This is a genomic window from Deinococcus alpinitundrae (assembly GCF_009982895.1).
Lineage (GTDB): Bacteria > Deinococcota > Deinococci > Deinococcales > Deinococcaceae > Deinococcus > Deinococcus alpinitundrae.
The window spans coordinates 1-18,789 of the sequence record NZ_WXZL01000003.1; the positions used below are offsets into that span (position 1 = coordinate 1).

Below are 18,789 nucleotides of genomic sequence, written 5' to 3' on the forward strand. Positions count from 1 at the left end.
CAGGACGCGTTTGTGATTGACGCCCTGCCCTCTGCGTGCCAGTTCGCGGGTGACCCGCCGATACCCGTAGCCGCTCCACTTCAGCACGACGGCCTCAATATCAGCAGCTAGCAGTTGGTCCTGGTCAACGATTTCGCGGTTTTGCTGACGGAGATACCACGAGCGACTGACCGCATGCAGCTCACACAGGCGACGCACCGACACCGTGGGATGCGCGTTTCGCGCATCCGAGATCATTTGGTGCCTTTGTTCAAGCGGTACGTCGCCAGCGATTTTTTCAAGATGGTATTTTCCAGGGCAAGCTGGCCGCAGTAGCGCTCCAGCTCAGCAATCCGTAGCTCAGTGCTGCGATCCGTGGTCGCGCCGTCGGTAAAGGCGGCTTCTCCACGCGCCTCGACCTCTTTACGCCAACGGTGGATCAGACTGGGCACCAACCCATGTTCCCGACTGAGCTGAGCGGTTGTTTGCTGACCGGAATTGACTTGATTGACCACCTGAAACTTGAATTCACGGCTGTGATTGCGTCCTGGCATTGAGGCTCCTTCGCGCTGTGAGCAGCCTAGCGGCTGGTCTGGGCGAAGTGGCTTGGCCGTTGGTCCGCTCGAGGGGGTTCATTCCAGCTTGAACTCATTGTTGATCTCACCTCGATCGCGAAGGAAGGTCGCTTCGAAGGGTTGGGAGACTGGATGCATACCTTGAATTCGGTGCATGGCATCCACGTTGTGCTGCTCTACCTGTGCTGCGGAGAGCTGCGCCTGCCGTGGTCCTTCCTGATCTGGCGGGGCAAGGGACAACCCTCGCCCACTCAACTGGCCTTGAAGCTCCTGCGCGGACTTCCCTCGGAAGTCCGCAACAGCACCAAGACGATTCATTTGCTGGCCGCTGGAGGATTCAGTAGCAAAGAGTTCATCCAGGGCGTCATCGCCCTGAAGTTTACGGGATTCATTGGGATGCGTGCAGATCGAAAAACCTCCACCGGGCAACACTTGCGAGACATCACGACATCCGGCCGGAAGATCGAACTGCACGATCTTCCTGGGGTCTCACTGTGGGTGACGTGGGTGTGGCTGCCGGCCAAAAAAGGTGACGCCCAGGAACGGCGCTTCATCGTCTCGACCGTGCCGCGCACCGCTCAAGTGATCAAGCGCACCGGGAAACGTCGCTGGAAAATCGAGGCCCTCTTCAAAACCCTCAAGAGTCGCTTTGGCTTTGGGATGTTCGGCCAACACAGTAAACGCGGCGTGCTGCGCTTCCTCTGCTTGAGTATCCTCAGCTTCTTGTTGTGCCACTTCGAGTTCTTGGATCGCCCGGATCCGGGCGATCCAGCCTGGCCGGACTGGGGCAAATTGGCACGAGACGTTCGACAAAAATTCCTTGCCGAGGTGCGCCTCGCGGAACTCTCTCTGGAAATGAATACGCTAAATGCCGTTCAGGACGCTCTTCTTCGTATGGAACTATAAACCGCAATATCTCAGTTCAATAACAGCATCGGGCAGTCCCAGCGATCTATAAGGATCAGGAGCGACAACAAGGGTTTAAGCAGCGGAAACGAGCGCAAAAATCCTTCGACCTACACGCCAGAATCGGCTGCCTTCACTATTACACTCGCACCAGCGTTTCTGCCTTACCCAGGAGAAACAACCAAAAACGAGCGTTGCAAACGTGGTCAATGATTGCCGCTGACGCAGTTCGTCAGCGATAAACGGCAAAAATTTCATGTTTCACTCGCGAATGGCACCGTAGCCAACCTCAACTCTTCGCAGTTGCTGTACATCCCGGTCACTGAGCGGGAACGGTGCGGCAGCCAGACGGCGGGCTGGATCATTGTTATTGAACACCGGGAGTGGTGGGGCTTGTGATCAGTCAAGGCCCCCACCCCACCGGTTAATCTGACACAACCATGCTGACCCTATCTTCGCCCTCCCCATGACGTACCCTGCCTCCTCTCTGCGCTCTCAGCTCCTGGCCCACTTGCGGCCCGTGCTCTCACGGCGGGTGGTGTCTCCCCAGATGGTGTGGGGCGACGCTGGGGTGGGGAAATCACACCTCGCGCGGCAGGTGCTGACCGAACTCGGGTGCCGCACCCAGACTGTGCAGGCGTCGGCCCCGGACGCGGCCTTGGTCCGGCTGCTCGACGGCAGCGAACTTCCCACCTGGGTGCGCCGGGTGATCGAGCGGACAGGGGTAGGGGAAACGGTGTCTGCTCCAGCCCTGGCGGACGCATTTGCGGCGGGACTGGGCACCCTTGCTCCCGTGGCGCTGCTCGTGGAGGACCTGCATGAAGCGGGGCCGGAGCGCCGGGCCTTCTGGATACAGGTGGCGAGCACACTGGGCCGCTCGAAGGGCGTGGGCCTTCTCGTTACGTCGCGCACACCGGTTCCGGAAGGCTTTGCGCCCTGGCACCTGGAAGAACTCCCGCCAGGGAAGGCGCTGGCCCTGCTGGAAGCCGAGGCGGGCGCAGCGTTGCCGGAAGATGCCGCGCGCTGGGTGCTCGCCCGCGCGGGCGGCAATCCCCTCTTTCTGAAGGAGTACCTGCGCTTTCTGACACGGGGCGGCTGGCTGTGGAGCGACGGGCGTACCTGGCATTGGCGCGCGCCAGCAGGCGAGGTTATGCCCGACACGGTAGAGGCGCTCATCTTCCGGCGCCTCCAGTCCGAGGGCGATGAGGGGCGCGCGGTCCTGGCCGCGGGAAGTCTGCTCACGCCGGACCAGTGCATGCGGCCAGGGCTGTGGGCGGCCCTCAGCGGCCTGCCTCCTGCCACCTTCGGACACGTCCGCGCGCGGCTGGAGGCGAGCGGCGTGCTGGTTTGCGCAGGCTTTGCCCAGCTTCTCTTCGCTGAGGTCACGCGGCGTGACCTGACCGCCCACGAACGGCACGGGGTGGCCCAGCGAGCAATCGAAACGCTCCGGGAGCAGCCTCGCGAGGCCGCCGCCTTCGTAGTGGACGCGGCGTTGCTCCCCGAGGCAGCGGCGGCCCTGCTGCTCCGGGCCGCCGAGAAAGCCCAGGCCGCCGGGGCCGAACGCGAGGCGGCGCACTGGTGGACCGCAAGGCTGCCTTTCTTGCCCGCCGGCGAATGGGCTGACGCGGCTCTGCACACCGCCCGTGCGTGGCGGCCTCATGACCCTGTGCGGGCCGAGGAGCAGGCCCGCGCCGTCTTCGAGGACTTCCGTGCGCCCGATAACCTGCGCGCGGAGGCGGCCCTGTTGCGCGCCGAACTCGCCTGGCAACTGGGCCGTGAGACGGAGGCGGAGGCCACCCTGCGCGCCCTCCCCGAAACGTGGAGGGCCCGTGTGGCGGACCGCTGGCACCTTGCCCTCATCACCCTGCGTGTGACCCGGCAAGACGCGGCGGGCGCGCTGGCCCTGTGGGACGCTCATCCTGAAGTGCACGCCCAGGCCAGCCCCGCCGACGTGTACGGCGTCGCCGACTCCCTGATGCGGCTTGGGCGGCTGGACGAGGCTGAGGCCCTGGTGTCTGAGCGGCTGGCGCACCAGGACCTTGGCGTGTCCGAACAAGCTGACCTACTGCTGGCCAGTGTGGGGGTGGCTTTTTTCCGGGGTGATCCCGTAGAGGCCCTGCGGCGGCTGGAGCAGGCAATGACAGTACTGGGTGAGGACACGCCGGACGAACCGCAGACCCTGACCCGTTTGCGTGAACTGGCCTCCTCGCAGACGGCTTATCTGCACTCGGTGGCAGGGCGCTACCCCGAGGCCCTGAGTTACAACCGCGCGTCGCTGGCCCTGCTGGAGCGGCTGGGCGACGGGCGGCGGGTGGCCCGGCAGGAGGGCTCGTTGGGCCTGACCCTGCTACATCTGGGGCGCTACGACGAGGCCGAGGATTTGCTGCTGCGCTCACAGCGCGAACTGGAGCGCCGGGGAGACCGGCTCTTTCTGGCGAGCACCAGTGTGCGGGGCCTGGTGCTGTTCGCCCTCGAAACCGCCCGCCCCCACGGTCCCGAACGTGCCTTGCGCCAGGCCCACTCGATCCTGCAACAGGCCCGTCGTCCGGGCGGCGAACTCATGCGGGGAGAGGCCCTGTGGCTCGCCGCGCTGGCTGAGGCGCGAGTGGGCGATGCCCAGGCGGCCCTGACCCTGCTGGACGAGCTCCCGGTGCCGGACGCCAATCAGGGGCAGCGGCAGTGGGTCCAGGGTCTGGCGCTCGCACGGCTGGGGAAGCGAGAAGAGGCGCAAGCGGCGCTGCAGTCTGCCGAGGCCCTGATCGGTGAGCAGGAAGGCCCCTTGCAGGCGGACCGCTGCGGCCTCGACCTCGACGCGCTTCTGGGCGACGAGTCCAGCGCACGCACCCGGCTGGCCCGCCTGGAAGCCGCCGGGCACGTCCACGCCGCCAATGTGGCCCGCCGCCTCTTTCCCACACTGGGGCACCCGGAGCCGCCGCTTGCGCCTGCCACACCTGAGTTCCGTATCGACATCCTCGGTCCTCTGCGCCTCACGGTGGGCGGCGAGAACGTGCGCCTGGGCGGAGCCAAGCGCCGCGAACTGTTGGCCCGGCTGGTGGAGGCCCGGCTGGGCGGCCATGCCAGCGTGTCCTCGCTGGACCTCGCACAGACGTTGTTTCCCGGCGAGGACGATCTGGAGACGCCCGCGCGGGTACAGCAACTCGTCTACCACCTGCGCCGCATGCTCGGCCCGGCCGCCGTCCAGACCACTGAAGACGGCTACGCGCTCGGCCCTGCCCGCCTGGACGCCCTGGATTTTCTGGAGACGGGCGACGGCAGCCTGTGGCGCGGTGCGTACCTGCAGGATCTGGGCGGCGGCCAGGACGAGGCAGCACGCGGCCTACTGATGGACGCGCTTCAAAACGCCGTGGAAGCGGGCCTGAACGCAGATCCCCGCGCCGCTGCCCGGGTTGGCCGCCTGCTGCTGGAAGCTGAGCCGTACAGCCGCACCGCCCTGGCCGTCACGCTGCGGGCCTTGCGTGCAGCGGGCAACCGCAAGGGCGCGCTCGCCGTGTACCGGCAGGCCAGGGAGCGCCTGCGTGAAGTGGACGAGGAACTCCCCGAAGGCTGGGCCGAGTTTCTGGCGGAAGAAGGGTAGGGGGAACGAAGGGGAAACGGCCACCTCGTTTCCTTCGCCCCGTTTCCCACCATCGGGCCGCAAGCAGGTGGGTAGCACACTCCTTTCAGGCGAGGAACGCTCGCCCCGACAAGGAGACTGACTATGCGACTGATCCTAACCCTGACCCTGCCCGCCCTGCTGATGCTCTCTGCCGCCCTTGCCGGAGCGCCTGGCGTGAATAACCTGCGCTTGACCACCGCGCCCGGCGGAGCCGCCACCAAGGTGCTGCGGACCGACACGCCCATGGTGTACGTGCTCGCCGATGTGAACGGCACCAAGGGCGCAGCGGCCCAGGTGGTGTGGATCGCCGAATCCGTAGCTGCCGACGTGCCGCCCAACACGGAGATTGACCGCATGAAATTGAGCCTGCCCGTGACCAGTGGGCGCGTTCTCCACAACACCCTGACGTTCTCGCTCTCCAGGCCCACGGCGGGCTGGCCGAAGGGGCATTACCGCGCTGACCTCTACGTGGCCCCTGCGCCGGGCGCGAAAGTGCCTGCCCACCCTACGGCCAGCATCGGCTTTGACGTGCGCTGAGCACTGCGCAAAAGCGCCCTTTTGCCCTTAGGTTTTTCTTTACTCCTTTGTTGAAGCGCAAGTTGAAGCTTAGAAGGACCGACAGGGAAGCGCCTTTTTCAGAAACCCTATTTCCTCCTCGCTTGGTTGCACCGCTTTGTAAATTCGCTTGATTTGCACATTGGCAAAACCTGTTGAACCGGAATCCGGATCACCTGTCATGCGGGAGACAGGTGGGCCTTCCCTTCCTCCCCACGGGACGCGCGTCTGCCGAGCCTGGCCTCTCCCGGAGGCTGGAGTGCCGCGCTGTCCCTGCCCCCTGGAGTCTTTCTATGCGCCTAATCACTCGCCCTGCCCTGACCCGCGCCGCCCTCGTGGCTGCCTTTAGCTTGAGTACCGCCCTCGCCGTCGACCTGTCGGGTACCTATACGGTCACGGGCACCAACCCCGACGGCACCCTGTACCGGGGACGACTCATTATCAAGAAAGTCGGCCCGGACCTTTACACCATGAACTGGAACGTGGGTGAAACCTACATCGGTACTGGCCTGTACAAGAACGGGTATCTGGCGGCGGGCTACACCTCCGAGGAGGACGACTTCTACGGGGTCAGCATGTATGCGCTGGAAGGCAGCAAGACGCTGCGCGGCATCTGGACGGCCTGCGGCTCGGTCCAAACGGGCGTGGAACTGGCCCAGCGCTGATATGCGCCGCTCACCCCACTCTTCTTCCGAGAATCCGCCGGACCGGGAGCTGGCCTTCGCTCTGTGCCCGAAGTGCTACCGCACGGTGCCCTGCGCCTCCCGGGAGCGGCACTGTCCAAACGACGGCGTCCTTTACGTGACGCAGTGCCCCGCCTGCACCTGCGCCATCACCTCTCCACAGGCCCGCTACTGCGTGAGCTGCGGCCACACGCTGACGGGTGCGCCAGAAACGCCAGGATGGTAATCATCCTGGCGCTGTTCGAGGCTGGAGTCGGCGTTCTGATTGCCGTGGTGCTGTTTCTGCTCGGCCTGCTGATCGGGCGGGCGCTGCCCTGGGCCCGTCCCCTATTCGGCGCACTGCTGTTTGGGGGCGCGGCCCTCGCCGGGTGGCTGGCCCTCACCTACATGCACAGCGGGCGGAACCCCGACGAACGGGTGATCTCGCAGATTCTGGCTCTGGGGCTGTTGCCGCCGCTACTCCTGGCACTGCTCGCTGGGTGGTGGCTAGTCCGGAGGCGGTAGCGAACAGGACGTTTCTTTAAATGAGAGGAGTGGCCCCAGAGCACACCTGTTTTCAAGATTGTGTTGCTTTGAGGCGCTCGGGGTCAGGTGACTTGCAAGGGCATAAATTCTGGTCCCATCTTTATTCTTGCAAGAGGTTTCGTTTCCCCGTGGATCGATCGAGACCAGTTGAGTGCGAACACGGCCCAGCCATGCTTCACTGGTAAGGATGACAACATTGGCTGGCAAAGTGGTGTTCGTGACGGGCGCGTCCCGTGGTATTGGAGCGGTAACGACAAGGAGCCTGCTCGAAGCGGGCGCATCGGTGGTGGCCCATTTCGGACGCACCGGTCAGGGCGCTGAGTCGTTGCTGGACACCTTCGGCCTGAACCGGGTGCATCCTGTGCAGGGAGACCTGGCCCGTGCGGGTGAGGCGACCCGCCTGTTCCAGGAAGCTGTGGCCTGGAAAGGTCGGGTGGATGTCCTGGTGAATAACGCCGGGATCGCGCCTTCACTGACCATCGACGTGCCGCTAGACAAATGGTCTGACGTTTGGGCTGAAACCCTGCAGGTCAACTTGCTCAGCGTTGCAGAGAGCTGCCGCGCTGCCCTCCTGCACTACGGTGAGCACGGCGGCGGAATCATCATCAATATTGCCAGTCGGGCAGCCTTTCGGGGCGATAACCCCGACGCAATGCATTACGCCGCTTCCAAAGGAGCAGTCATCACCCTGACCAAATCGATTGCGCGCGGCTTTGCTGGCCAGGGTGTCCTGGCATATTCGGTCGCACCCGGCTGGGTCATCACCGAGATGGCAGAGGCATATCTGGTGGAGCATGCAGAGCAGTTGCGCCGGGAATTACCCATGGGTCAGGCCGCACCACCAGAGGATGTCGCCAACACGGTTGTCTTCCTGGCTTCAGGAGCGGTACCGCATATGACGGGCGCGACCTTGGATATCAACGGCGCGTCGTATGTTCGGTAAAAGGAAGTTCTGCCAACGGGTCTAGAGCCGCCTACGGTCACTTCTAAGGTTGCTGGTCCATGCCGAGGTCAACTAGCAGGATCCGTATATGGAAAAAGTGAATTGGGCGCGGGGAAAATAGCCCCAGATACGTTGCAAGCGCAAGCTTGGTCCAAGTAACAGTCATCCTTTCATACAGACTCTGACTTGAAGCACTTTGCGGAAGCTGGTGAAATCCGACCAAAGTGGCTCCGCAGTAGGGGAGTCGTCCCATACGGGTGCTGCCCACCACATGATCTCAACTGGGTTTGCGTCGCTGAGCTTTCACACTGCAATGTCGCGGCGGTGTGTCACAGCGTAACCAGCGCAATAAGCTCTCTCGCGCGCAGGTCCAACGCGGCCCAATCCGGTGCCTGCCAGTCCGTGCGCGTCAGCGAGCCGCCGATCCCCGCCCCCACCGCGCCTGCCTGCATGAAGGCCGGAAGGTTCGAAGCGTCCAGGCTGCCGACCACCAGCAGCTTCAGGTCTGGATACGGCCCCAGCAGGCTTTTCACATAGCCTGGCCCCAGATCGCCCGCCGGAAAGAGCTTGACTACCTGGCTGCCCTGCTCACGCGCCTGCATGATCTCGGTGGGTGTCATGGCGCCGCTGATCAGGCCCAGGTTGTGCTCGGCGGCGTAGGCATTCACCTGCGGCACCAGGTGGGGCGTGAGGACGAAACTGGCTCCAGCTCGCCGCGCGGCATCGGCCCGTTCCAGCGTCGTCACCGTGCCCGCTCCCAGGTGCAGGCCCGGCAGGTTCAGCGTCCGAATGGCCCGCAAGCCCGGTTCACCGTGCTCGTCGCTGAAGGCGACCTCCAGCAGCCGGATGCCCGCCGCGTGGAGCTGGCGGGCCAGGGTGGGGGCGTGCTGCACTGGTACGCCCCGCAGGATGGCGATCAGGCGGTGGCGCTCGATGAGCGCTACCAGGTCAGGGCGGGTCATGGCTGCACCGGCATGGACGGCCTGTGCCCGGCCAGGTCGCGCCACAGGTCGTACAGATGGGCCGCTCCCGCGACGGCAGCCAGCGCCGAATCCGTCTCGGACGCGATCTGCACCGGGAAACCCCGCTCGGCCAGATAAGCGGCAAAGGGCCGCGTGACGGTTGAGCGCCCGTACAGCACAGTCAGGCGCTCCGGCCCTGCCTGCTCGATCCAGCGCCAGTTGCCCTCGGCCAGCGCCCCGAGCAGCCAGGACGTGCCCTGGCCCGGTGCCGCGCCGCGCAGCAGCCCACCGATTCTCACCAGAAAGGCCGCGCGGGAGAGCCCATGCTGACGGGCCGCCTCCAGTCCCTGCCGCCACCAGGAGAAGTCCACGTCCAGCAGCGCTGACGGGTCTTGTGTGCTCGATTTCAGAATGGTCTCCCCGGTCATGGCGCTCAGCAGTTCGCCGTTGAGGTTGGTCAGCGATCCCTGAATGCCGCCGTCGTCCGTCTGAATCAGCTTGTCGTGCGAGCCGAAGTGCAGGAAGTTGACCGGCCCGCGCAGGCCCAGCCTTTGCCGCAGGCCGGTGACCTCGGTTTCCTCGCCGCGCATCACGTCCATGTCCTGTGTGCGAATGCCTGGAATAAACAGGACGGGGCCGCAACCCTCGATCTCGCGGGACACCAGGCTGCGGGCGAGCCGTTCGGTGCTGACTGGAGCCAGAAGGTGCGGCACCTCGGTCAGGCCGGTGGGACTGGTGAGCATTCCGCAGGCCACCACCGCGTCAAGTGGGCAGAATTGCCTCGCCGTGGCGATCAGCTCCCGCACAGCTTCTTGCAGGGCCTGCCCACTTCCTTCAATCGCGCCGGTCCGGGCACCGATGGGCACGGCGGTATCCAGCCTGACGACCTGGCCGTCCCAGATTCTCAAGCGGGTTTGCGTGGTGCCGCCGTCCAGAAACGCGATCATCATTCCTCTCCCCTTTCAAAAGGCGTCAACCGCCGGGCCATGCAGATGGACGCTCGGGATGACACTCAGCAGTGTGGCCGCGTGCGCTCCAAATCTCGGTACGAGCATGCCTTCACCACTCGGCCACGCTACCGTCGTCGTAGCGCCAGACAGGATTCTTCCAGTTATGCCCGATCTTGGCCGCCTCGCGCACCTTGTTCTCGTCAATCTGGATCCCCAGCCCCGGCCCGGTCAGACGCTGCACGAAGCCCGCTTGATACTCGAAGACTGCCGGGTCGCTCAGGTATTCCAGCAGATCGCTGCCCTGGTTGTAGTGAATGCCCAGACTCTGCTCCTGAATAAAGGCGTTCGGTGTGCAGAAATCGACCTGCAAGCTGGCCGCCAGCGCAATCGGCCCCAGCGGGCAGTGAATCGCCAGCGCGACATCGTGGGCTTCGGCCATCGCCGCGATCTTGCGCGTTTCCAGAATGCCGCCCGCGTGCGCCGTGTCGGGCTGCACGATGTCCACGTAGCCGTCCTTGAAGACCTGCTTGAAATCCCAGCGGGTGTAGAGCCGCTCGCCCAGCGCAATCGGGGTGCTGGTGTGCTGCACGATGTCGCGCAGCGCCTCGATGTTCTCAGAGAGCACGGGTTCCTCGATGAACATCAGCTTGAATGGGTCCAGTTCACGAGCCAGCACCTTGGCCATACCCCGGTGAACCCGTCCGTGGAAGTCCACCCCGATCATCACTGATGGCTCCACCGCCTCGCGCACGGCAGCGATGGTGTTGACGGCGGCGGCGACTTTGGCGGGTGAATCGATCCATTCCATCCGTTCGCAGCCGTTCATCTTGAGGGCCGTGAAGCCCCGCCCGACGCTGGCGAGGGCCTCCTGCGCCACGTCTCTGGGCGAGTCGCCACCCACCCAGGAATAGACGCGCATGGTGTCGCGCACCGCGCCGCCGAGCAGATCATGCACCGGCACGTTCAGGGTCTTGCCCCGGATATCCCAGAGGGCCATCTCGATGCCGCTGATGGCGCTCGTCAGGATAGGGCCGCCCCGGTAGAAACCACCCCGGTATAAGGTCTGCCAGAGGTCCTCGATGCGGCTGGGGTCCTTGCCGATCAGGTACTCGGCGAGTTCTTCCACGGCGGCCTTGACGGTGGCGGCGCGGCCCTCGACGATCGGTTCGCCCCAGCCCTCCACGCCCTGCTCGGTGGTGATTTTGAGAAACAGCCACCTCGGCGGCACCGTGAACAGCTCCAGTGAGCGGATGCGGTCGGCGGACCGGGGGGCCGGAGCGGAGCTGGCAGGCAAAGTGTGGGTCATCTGGCTTCTCCCTGTCGGTGGAGGGCCTGGCAGATGCTGGCCTCGAACGGCTGAACCTGCCCGAGCATGGCCTGCTGCGCTCCCGACATCCGATACGATAGCCTCTTGCAGCTTCGCATGACCCCGCAGACTGGGTTCCAGACCGCCCTCGACGGACACAGTATAAAACCGTCCGACGCGGGTGATCTCGGTGATGGGCCGCATGGCGTCCAGCAGCCAGGGGATCGTGGTGCCTCGACCGGTGTCACGGCAGGCTGAGGGCCAAAGCAACCGCTTGAGCGGCAGGTTTCCTATAGTGAGGCTGTGTCCTCCCGCTCTTCAACCGTGACCTGAATCTTCTGGGCGCTCCGTCGCTGGTGGTGGCAGGCCAGGTCCGACTTCTGGAGCGCAAGATGGCAGGCGTTCTGGCGTATGTGTGCCTGGAGCGCCAAGGCGACGCGGGAGCGAGTGGCGGGCCTGCTGTGGCCCGATGTACCGGACCGGTCGGCGCGCACCAACTTGCGTCAGGTGCTCTGGCGACTGCGTTCCTACGGGCCAGACCTGGTGGTGGGTGAGCGACTGCTGACACTCTCCGGTCAGGTGCAGGTCGATGTGACGCAGTCCAATCTCGCGGCACTCGAGGGCCACGATCTGGAGCGACCGGCCTGGGCAGGCGAACTGCTGGCCGGAAAAGAGTTCAGCGACTGCCCGGCCTTCGAAGAATGGCTGCTTTTTGAGCGTGAACGGTACTGGTCTCTTCGCCGCGACGCGCTGTGGCGACGCTGCCGGGCCGATCAGGACGCTGGAGAGCTGGGCAGTGCCCTGCGGCACGCGGCGCGCCGGCTCGAACTCGACCCGCTGTCCGAGCCGGTCTACCGCTTGATCATGACCCTTCATGCGGGCGGGGGCGACCGTGCGGCGGCACTCACCGCTTTCCGCGAGTGCCGCGAGGTTCTGAGAGAGCAGCTGGGGGTATCGCCCATGCCGGAAACCCTGGCGCTGGCCGACCGGATCGGGCGGGCCGGAGGTGCAGGCGAAGCGTAGGGCCGACCCACGGCACCGGCAGCCTGGCAGCCTCCGCTGACGGGCCGCGACGCCGAATGGGGACGGCTGAACGCGGCGCTGAATGCCGGGCAGACTGTCATCGTCAGTGGTCCGCCCGGCATGGGCAAAACGCGGCTGCTGCTGGAGGTGCTGCGCGCGCGGCGCGGTGCTGTGCCTGGAGTCGCGCCCGAACGACGAGGCCGTGCCCTACCTGGCGCTGGGGCGGATGGCCCGCAGACTCCTGAAAGCCCACCAGGACGCGGCGCTGCTCGACCCGTCCCTCGCGCCCGAGCCGCTGGAAGGCTGGGTGCGTGCCCAGGTCGCACACCTGCTGCCGGACGTCTGGCCCGAGGAACCGGGACCGGGGCCACTCAGTTCGGCAGCCGCGCAACGCCGGTTTCTGGAAGCGATGACCCGGCTCGTCACCTCTCTGCGGCCGCTGGCGCTGGGCCTGCCGGGCGGCGGTGCGGGCAGCTTGCTGTTCGACGACGACCAGTGGACCGACGAGCGGAGCTGGGAAGCCTGGATGTTCATCTTCTCGCAGCCCGAATGGCGGGCGCTGGGCGTGCAGGTGGGCCTCACCTTCCGGCAGGGCGAACTCTCGCTGGCACGGCTGGAAACCATCAAGCGGCTGGTGGAAGGCTCGGCGGCAGTCAGCATCGATCTGCGTCCGCTGGACGAAGCCGGAGTCGAGAACCTGACCGACGCCTTTCTGGAGCACCGGAAACAAGACCCGGCGGCGGGGCGGGCCGTGGTCGGAGCCCTGTGGCGGCACACCGGCGGAAATCCACTGTTCGTGCTGGAAACGCTGCGCAGTCTGATGGACACCGGCGGAACCACGGCGCAGCAGAAAGAACTCAAGACGCTGCCGTTGCCGCCACAACTCGAAGCGCTGCTGCGCCGCCGTCTGGAACGTGTTTCGGCCCCGGCGCTGCGCCTGGCCCGCGTGGCCGCCGTGGCCGGGTCAGAGTTCGACGCGCAACTCGCCGCGCAGGTGATGGCCCCTCATCCCCTCGACCTGGTCCAACCCTGGGCCGAACTGGAGGCCGCCCAGACCATGAGCGGGGTGGGGTTCGTGCACGACATGATGGCGCAGGCGGCCCGCCAGGGGGTGCCGCTGCCGGTGCGCCAGCGCCGCCCTGAGTTACGCCACGGTGTAGGTGGCGGCTTACGCACCGCCACCTACACCGTACAAGACGTCTCAGTGGGCATGGGCGCGCATGTGGCCCTGCCCGGCAACCTCAATGCTGGAGCGGGTGCCGCACTGGTGCCTGCCAAGCGCACGTCGGTGTATGCCGCCAGTCTCAGCAAACAGGTGGAGGGCTGCGTTTCGGCGTTGGAGCCACCCTGACCACGCCTCCAGATACCGAATCGACGCTCACCACCCAAGCATCGGTGTCCGGGCAGCGCCAGCCCTGGCAGAGCAACCTGTACGCCTCGTATACCCGCAGTCCGACGAGTACCGCAGGGAGTGCCAACGGTACCTTCGGTTATGAGGCAGTGCAGAGCTGAGCGATCCCACACCCACCTTTCGCGTCTTGCCCTGATCTCTCACCTTGGACCCGTACCCAGCCCGAAAAGGTGCAACTTCAGTGGACAAGATGAGGTAAGAAGCAGGCGTGCAGACGCGGCATGATACGGACTCCGCTCCTCCCAGACGGGTTCCGTTCTGTCCAAGAATCAGTGGGCGCGAAAACGCGCATTCAGGAAGAAGACTAACGGAGCGTCATTTTGGCCCCATCATCTCTCCGGACAAATGCGCTCTTACCGGCGCTCAGGCGAGGCCACCGGCGTCGGCAGTGGAAATAGGGTCGCGTAGCGCTGAGCGAGCGCACGGTCGCCCAGCACGCTCAGGAGACCCGCCGCCTCGGCTTCTCCGATGGACTGGTCCCCCAAGAGCACCCTGCCGAGGGTGGCCACGTCGCCGCTCAGGGTCGCGTCTGCCGCCCCGCCGCCGGGTGTGATGTCCAGCGTGCCGCTCTCGATCCTGGCCGTGAAGCGTTCGCGCCCGACCTGCAGGGCCACTGCGCCCGCGATGCCGGTGGCGGCCTGGGCGCTGAACATGGTCTTTTGCGCGGTGATCAGGGTAGCGAGGCTGATTGGCGCAGGCGCCTTGTGCGGCGACTGCGCTCCCCAGCGGCCCAGCTGTTGCAAAACGGGTTCCAGCTCATGTCCCCAGGGTGTCAGAGCATACATCCAGCCAGCGGCGGGCGCAGGGAGCGGTTGGCATGTCAACACGCCGGTCCCTTCCAGATCGCTCAGGCGCTGGGCCAGCACCGTGGCGCTGATACCGGGCAGGCTGGTTTTCAGGTCCGTGAAGCGGCGTGGCCCGAGCAGCAACTCGCGCACGACCAGCAGGGCCCAGCGCTCCCCGATCAGGTCCAGGGCGTGGGCGGCTGCACAGCCGTCCTGATAGGAACGCTTTTCCCCCTTTCTTGAAGCCATCTCCAGAGTGTACCCGGTTCAATCTGGAAAACTGACGGAGTGGTTGCAATTTCCTACCGTTATGCTCTAAACTAAATAGGAGGAAGAATTACGATCTCTGAGAGAGTCAGCTCCTGTTTTGACCCGCTGCAGTGCTCGACTTTTCTCACCCTTTCCCGCCAATCTGGCACAGGAGCACCCACATGGGCCGACTGATCGTCTCGGAATTTCTCTCGCTCGACGGTGTCATGGACACCCCTGCCTGGACCGCGCCCTACTGGAACGACGAGATCGCGGCGTTCAAAGCATCGGAGACGGCGACGACCGGGGCCCTGCTCCAGGGCCGGGTGACCTACGACGGCATGGCGGCGGCCTGGCCCGCCAGAGGGGACGAGGACCCCGGGGCCGCGCTGATAAACAGCCTTCCCAAGTATGTCGTCTCGACCACCCTGGCAGAAGCCACCTGGAACAACTCGACCATCATCCGGGAAAACGTCGCGCAGGCGGTGCAGGCCCTCAAAGACCAGTACAGCGCAGACATCCTGGTGTACGGCAGCGGCGAACTGTCCCGGTTCCTGCTGGTCAATGGACTGGTCAATGGACTGAATCTGCTCGTCTATCCGGTCGTGCTGGGCCAGGGCAAACGCTTCTTCGGAGACCAGGCGGGGCCGCCACTGACCTTGACCGCCTCACGTGCCTTTGCCTCCGGCGTGGTGCTGCTTCAATACCAGCTCCCCGATACGGCTCAACAGCATTGATGGCACAGGTCGTCCTGCCGACGATCAGGTCGCCGGACAGCCTCGTCTTTTCAAGGGAACCCAAGGAGAAGCCATGTCATTTCAGGCGTATCTGGACAGCGTCGAAGCCCAAACCGGCAAAACAGTCGCCGAGTTTCGCACGCTGGCCGACGAGAATAAGCTGACCAAACACGGCGAGATCGTCGGGTGGCTCAAGGAGGATTTCGCACTGGGCCACGGCCACGCCACAGCGGTAGCGGCTGCGCTCCTGAAGGCCGACCACTTCAAGACACCCCGACTGGAGAAGGTAGAGGCCGTGTTCAGCGGCAAGAAGGCCAGCTGGAAACCCATCTACGACACGCTGTGGGCCGCTGTGCAAGGTTTCGGCGACGATGTGGACCTCGCCCCCACCGACAGCTACGTGAGCTTTATTCGTGGACCGAAACGCAGCAAGTTCGCCATCGTGCAGCCGGGGGCCGGTCACCTCGACCTCGGCCTTAAGCGCAAGGGGGTGGACGCCACCGGGCGATTCGAGGCGGCAGGGAACTGGAACAGCATGGTCACCCACCGTGTCCGCATCACCGACGCGGCCCAGATCGACGCTGAGCTGCTGAACTGGCTGCAGCTGGCGTACGAAGGGTGAGCTGACTGGGGTGAACCTCGCTCCGAATCTTACTGGCACTGCCATGCCATCAGCACCCTGCCGGAAGCGGAGCAGCGCCTGGTTCAACAGATCGGTGGGCCAGTCGTCCAGCAACCGTCACGCATTCTTTTCCGTTCCACCGCCACTCATTTTCGGTCTGCGGCAGTCAAGGAGTCCCATGTTCGAGCACGCTCCCGCCTTCAGTGGTTTTTCCGTCCGCGACATCAAAGCGGCCAAAGTCTTCTACGCAGAGGTCCTGGGCCTTCAGGTCAGCGAGGAGCACGGCATGCTCCACCTGCACGTCACGGGGGGAAGGCCCGTGCTGGTCTACCCGAAACCCAACCACAGCCCCGCCACCTACACCGTCCTGAACTTCCCGGTGAAAGATGTCGACGCGGCGGTAGCTGCCCTGGCCGGGCGCGGTGTGGACATGCTGCACTACGAGGGCATGAATCTGGACGCCAGCGGCGTCATGCGTGGGCAGGGGCCGACCATCGCCTGGTTCACCGACCCCTCCGGCAACGTCCTTTCCGTCATCGAAGACGCCTGAGTTTTCACTGACCCCGGAGGTCTGCCTATGCCTGCTGCACCCGATGTCCTGCCCGCCCGTGACCGCGCCGTGATCCTGATTTTGCTGGTCGCCACCTTCGTGGTCATCCTCAACGAGACGATCATGAACGTGGCCCTGCCGCGCCTGATGACCGACCTGCACGTGACGGCGGGCCGTGCCCAGTGGCTGTCGACTGCCTTCATGCTGACGATGGCGGTGGTGATTCCTGTGACCGGCTTCCTGCTCCAGCGCCTGAGCACCCGCGTGGTGTTCGGGGTGGCGATGGGCCTATTCAGTCTGGGCACGCTGCTGGCGGCGGTGTCACCCAGTTTCGTGCCGCTGCTGCTGGCCCGGATCGTGCAGGCCTCGGGCACGGCGATCATGCTGCCGCTCCTGATGACCACCGTGCTGACGCTGGTGCCGGAACGCGGGCGCGGGGCTGTGATGGGCAACATCTCGATTGTCATTTCGGTCGCACCTGCCCTGGGGCCGACCATCTCAGGGTTGATCCTTCAGGCGTTCTCGTGGCGGGCCATGTTCATCTTCGTGCTGCCGGTCGCGCTCTCAGCGCTGCTCTACGGCCTGCGGACCCTGACCAATGTCGGCGAGCGCCGCGACGCCCCACTGGACGTGCTGTCGGTTCCGCTCTCGGCGCTGGGCTTCGGCGGGCTGGTGTATGCCCTGAGCCAGTTCGGCACAGCGCATGGAGGCCTGGGTGACCCGGCCCTGAACCTGCCGCTGGGAGTGGGGACCGTGGCCCTGGGCCTGTTCGTATGGCGGCAGGTTGTTCTCACCCGGCAGGACCGACCGCTGCTGGATCTGCGTGCCCTGCGCTTCCCGATGTTTGCCCTGGGCGTGGGCCTGATGGTGATCACCATGATCGTGCTGTTCGGCGGAGCGATTTTGCTGCCGCTGTACCTCCAGAACCTGCGCGGCCTGAGCACCCTCCAGACGGGCCTGCTGCTGCTGCCCGGCGGCCTGCTGATGGGGCTGCTGGCTCCCGGCATCGGGCGGGCCTACGACCGTGTCGGGCCGCGCCCGCTGGCCTTGCCGGGTACCCTCCTGATGGCGGGCGTGCTGCTGGCGCTGGGCCGGATCGATACAGGAACACCGATCTGGGCACTCCTGGCCCTGCACCTCGCGCTCAGTGCCGGACTGGCACTGCTGTTTACTCCTGTGTTCACCAGTGCGCTGTCGGCCCTGCCGCCGCCGCTCTACCCGCACGGCAGCGCCATCCTGAATACCATGCAGCAGGTCGCAGGCGCGGCGGGCGTGGCGCTGCTGATCGCCCTGATGGCCGGGCGGGCGGCCACCCTCAGCGGGGCGGGCACGCCGGCGGTGGCGGCGCAGGTGGGCGGACTACACCTGGCGTTCAGCGTGGCAGGCCTGGTCGCCCTGATCGCGGTGGTCCTGGCCTTCTTCCTGAGGGCCGCGCCGCAGCCTGCCCAGGCGGAGACGTTTGAGGCTGCGGGACAGCCGGGCGACTGACTGCCGCCCTGAGCGACCCGCCAGCGTCTTGGCATCAGAGTGGACACTCAGGGCAACGAATCGGTCGAGGAATCAGCGCGCCACCACTGCACGGCAAAATCGACCAACGCCCGCTGAGACATGAGTTTCGCGGTGGCCGAACCGACCTTCCCAACCGTCACGCCGCCCCTTTGCTCGAAGGCGGCCTTCACGGGCGGGAAGGTCTTTTCGTCGTAGTCGCACTCATCGAAGGTCACCCACTGCGGCTGCCCATCCACCAGAAGAGGACCGCTGAACGCCACAGTAGACTGTTTCCCGGCCCGAACCTCAGCGAGGTGCAGACTGGTGTTGTTCTCTGTGCCCAGCAGCAGCACCCGTCCAGCCAGGTCATAGACGCGGGCCAGTGGTGAGCCTTCTCCCAGCGAGAAGGTCAGCGGGTGGTCTGCCGTGACGATCTCGGCGTGCCTGCCCCATGCGGCGAACGAACTGTGCGGATGGTCGCTGCGCTTCACGTCCGGCCAGGTCCGGAACAACTCGGCGATGCGTCCCATACCACGTGTGGGCGTCACGGCCGGATCGAAGGCAGGCATCTCGGCGCGAATGGTGTCCCACCACAACGGTGGCACGGGAGGGTTGCGCCAGTTTGCCGGATCACTCAGGTGCAGAGTGAAGGTGGGCATGACCAATGTTCCCGCTGGCGTCACGGCGTCCTGAAGCGCCCGGATGACGGCCACCGGGCCGCCCGCCACCCAGCCCAGCCGGCTCAGACTGCTGTGAACCATCAGCACGTCCCCCGCCTGCACGCCCAGCGCGCGGAGGTCAGCGGCGAGGCTGGCGCGGGTACGCGGAGCGTCCGCCAAGGCAACAGCTTCTGCTTCTGTCATGTTCAGTCCTTCACCCGTTCAGAACCTGGGAAAGCGAACGACCTCCCCCAGCTCCCGTCCT

Annotated in this window: 20 protein-coding genes; 13 read left to right on the plus strand and 7 right to left on the minus strand. The window is 65.4% G+C overall.

All coding sequences use genetic code 11. The annotated features are described in order from the left end of the window. Positions 1–237: IS3 family transposase (locus GUI70_RS03205; protein ID WP_161880868.1), on the minus strand; the 237-nt coding region annotated here is incomplete at its 3' end. Then, a complete protein-coding gene (locus GUI70_RS03210) occupies positions 234–533 on the minus strand; it encodes a transposase (protein ID WP_161880869.1) in 300 nt (99 codons plus the stop codon). The genes GUI70_RS03210 and GUI70_RS03205, both read right to left, overlap by 4 nt. A gap of 96 nt (positions 534–629) precedes the next feature. Between GUI70_RS03210 and GUI70_RS03215 the strand changes: the two genes are divergently transcribed. From GUI70_RS03215 to GUI70_RS03245, 7 genes are all read left to right on the plus strand, one after another. After that, positions 630–1,460, plus strand: a complete 831-nt coding sequence (locus GUI70_RS03215; protein WP_272952804.1) for a transposase — start codon at positions 630–632, stop codon at positions 1,458–1,460. Between the two features lie 213 nt (positions 1,461–1,673). Next, the gene (locus GUI70_RS03220) at positions 1,674–1,859 is read left to right on the plus strand and encodes a hypothetical protein (protein ID WP_161880870.1); all 186 of its coding nucleotides are present in this window, start codon (positions 1,674–1,676) and stop codon (positions 1,857–1,859) included. A gap of 67 nt (positions 1,860–1,926) precedes the next feature. After that, positions 1,927–5,055, plus strand: coding sequence for an ATP-binding protein (locus GUI70_RS03225; protein ID WP_161880871.1), 3,129 nt, complete (start codon positions 1,927–1,929; stop codon positions 5,053–5,055). A gap of 123 nt (positions 5,056–5,178) precedes the next feature. After that, the gene (locus tag GUI70_RS03230; protein WP_161880872.1) at positions 5,179–5,613 is read left to right on the plus strand and encodes a hypothetical protein; all 435 of its coding nucleotides are present in this window, start codon (positions 5,179–5,181) and stop codon (positions 5,611–5,613) included. 311 nt (positions 5,614–5,924) lie between these two features. Next, positions 5,925–6,296 (plus strand): hypothetical protein, encoded by a 372-nt coding sequence (locus GUI70_RS03235; RefSeq protein ID WP_161880873.1) that lies wholly within the window; start codon positions 5,925–5,927, stop codon positions 6,294–6,296. Between the two features lie 237 nt (positions 6,297–6,533). Continuing rightward, positions 6,534–6,818 carry a hypothetical protein gene (locus GUI70_RS03240; RefSeq protein WP_161880874.1) on the plus strand — a complete coding sequence of 95 codons (285 nt, stop codon included), beginning with the start codon at positions 6,534–6,536 and terminating at the stop codon, positions 6,816–6,818. 208 nt (positions 6,819–7,026) lie between these two features. Then, positions 7,027–7,782 carry an SDR family NAD(P)-dependent oxidoreductase gene (locus tag GUI70_RS03245; RefSeq protein WP_161880875.1) on the plus strand — a complete coding sequence of 252 codons (756 nt, stop codon included), beginning with the start codon at positions 7,027–7,029 and terminating at the stop codon, positions 7,780–7,782. Positions 7,783–8,111: 329 nt separating this feature from the next. On the opposite strand, the gene GUI70_RS03250 is transcribed toward GUI70_RS03245, so the two are convergent. From GUI70_RS03250 to dgoD, 3 genes are all read right to left on the minus strand, one after another. After that, complete coding sequence (locus GUI70_RS03250) at positions 8,112–8,744, minus strand: bifunctional 4-hydroxy-2-oxoglutarate aldolase/2-dehydro-3-deoxy-phosphogluconate aldolase (protein ID WP_202630386.1); 633 nt, start codon at positions 8,742–8,744, stop codon at positions 8,112–8,114. After that, the gene (locus tag GUI70_RS03255; protein WP_161880876.1) at positions 8,741–9,694 is read right to left on the minus strand and encodes a 2-dehydro-3-deoxygalactonokinase; all 954 of its coding nucleotides are present in this window, start codon (positions 9,692–9,694) and stop codon (positions 8,741–8,743) included. Before GUI70_RS03255 ends, GUI70_RS03250 begins: the two co-directional genes overlap by 4 nt. Before the next feature lie 109 nt (positions 9,695–9,803). Next, positions 9,804–11,000 (minus strand): galactonate dehydratase, encoded by a 1,197-nt coding sequence (gene dgoD, locus GUI70_RS03260; RefSeq protein ID WP_161880877.1) that lies wholly within the window; start codon positions 10,998–11,000, stop codon positions 9,804–9,806. A 411-nt stretch (positions 11,001–11,411) separates the two neighbouring features. On the opposite strand from dgoD, the gene GUI70_RS03265 reads away from it, so the two are divergent. Continuing rightward, entirely contained in the window at positions 11,412–12,023 is a 612-nt protein-coding gene (locus GUI70_RS03265) for an AfsR/SARP family transcriptional regulator (protein ID WP_161880878.1), read from the plus strand. Positions 12,024–12,101: 78 nt separating this feature from the next. Then, positions 12,102–13,166: a hypothetical protein gene (locus tag GUI70_RS03270; protein WP_368733628.1), complete on the plus strand. Its 1,065-nt coding sequence runs from the start codon at positions 12,102–12,104 to the stop codon at positions 13,164–13,166. A gap of 621 nt (positions 13,167–13,787) precedes the next feature. Here the strand turns inward: GUI70_RS03270 and GUI70_RS03275 are convergent. Next, positions 13,788–14,468, minus strand: coding sequence for a winged helix-turn-helix transcriptional regulator (locus tag GUI70_RS03275; protein WP_161880879.1), 681 nt, complete (start codon positions 14,466–14,468; stop codon positions 13,788–13,790). A 182-nt stretch (positions 14,469–14,650) separates the two neighbouring features. Here GUI70_RS03275 and GUI70_RS03280 point away from each other — a divergent pair, with 182 nt between their 5' ends. The 4 genes from GUI70_RS03280 (at position 14,651) to GUI70_RS03295 (ending at position 17,865) form a co-directional block, all read left to right on the plus strand. Then, on the plus strand, positions 14,651–15,205 hold the full coding sequence (locus tag GUI70_RS03280; protein WP_161880880.1) for a dihydrofolate reductase family protein: 555 nt from the start codon (positions 14,651–14,653) through the stop codon (positions 15,203–15,205). 73 nt (positions 15,206–15,278) lie between these two features. Continuing rightward, positions 15,279–15,827: a DUF4287 domain-containing protein gene (locus GUI70_RS03285; protein WP_161880881.1), complete on the plus strand. Its 549-nt coding sequence runs from the start codon at positions 15,279–15,281 to the stop codon at positions 15,825–15,827. A gap of 178 nt (positions 15,828–16,005) precedes the next feature. Next, entirely contained in the window at positions 16,006–16,377 is a 372-nt protein-coding gene (locus tag GUI70_RS03290) for a VOC family protein (RefSeq protein ID WP_161880882.1), read from the plus strand. Positions 16,378–16,404: 27 nt separating this feature from the next. Beyond that, positions 16,405–17,865, plus strand: a complete 1,461-nt coding sequence (locus GUI70_RS03295) for a DHA2 family efflux MFS transporter permease subunit (RefSeq protein ID WP_161880883.1) — start codon at positions 16,405–16,407, stop codon at positions 17,863–17,865. Between the two features lie 47 nt (positions 17,866–17,912). On the opposite strand, the gene GUI70_RS03300 is transcribed toward GUI70_RS03295, so the two are convergent. Next, positions 17,913–18,728, minus strand: a complete 816-nt coding sequence (locus GUI70_RS03300) for an AAC(3) family N-acetyltransferase (RefSeq protein ID WP_161880884.1) — start codon at positions 18,726–18,728, stop codon at positions 17,913–17,915. Positions 18,729–18,789 lie beyond the last annotated feature (61 nt).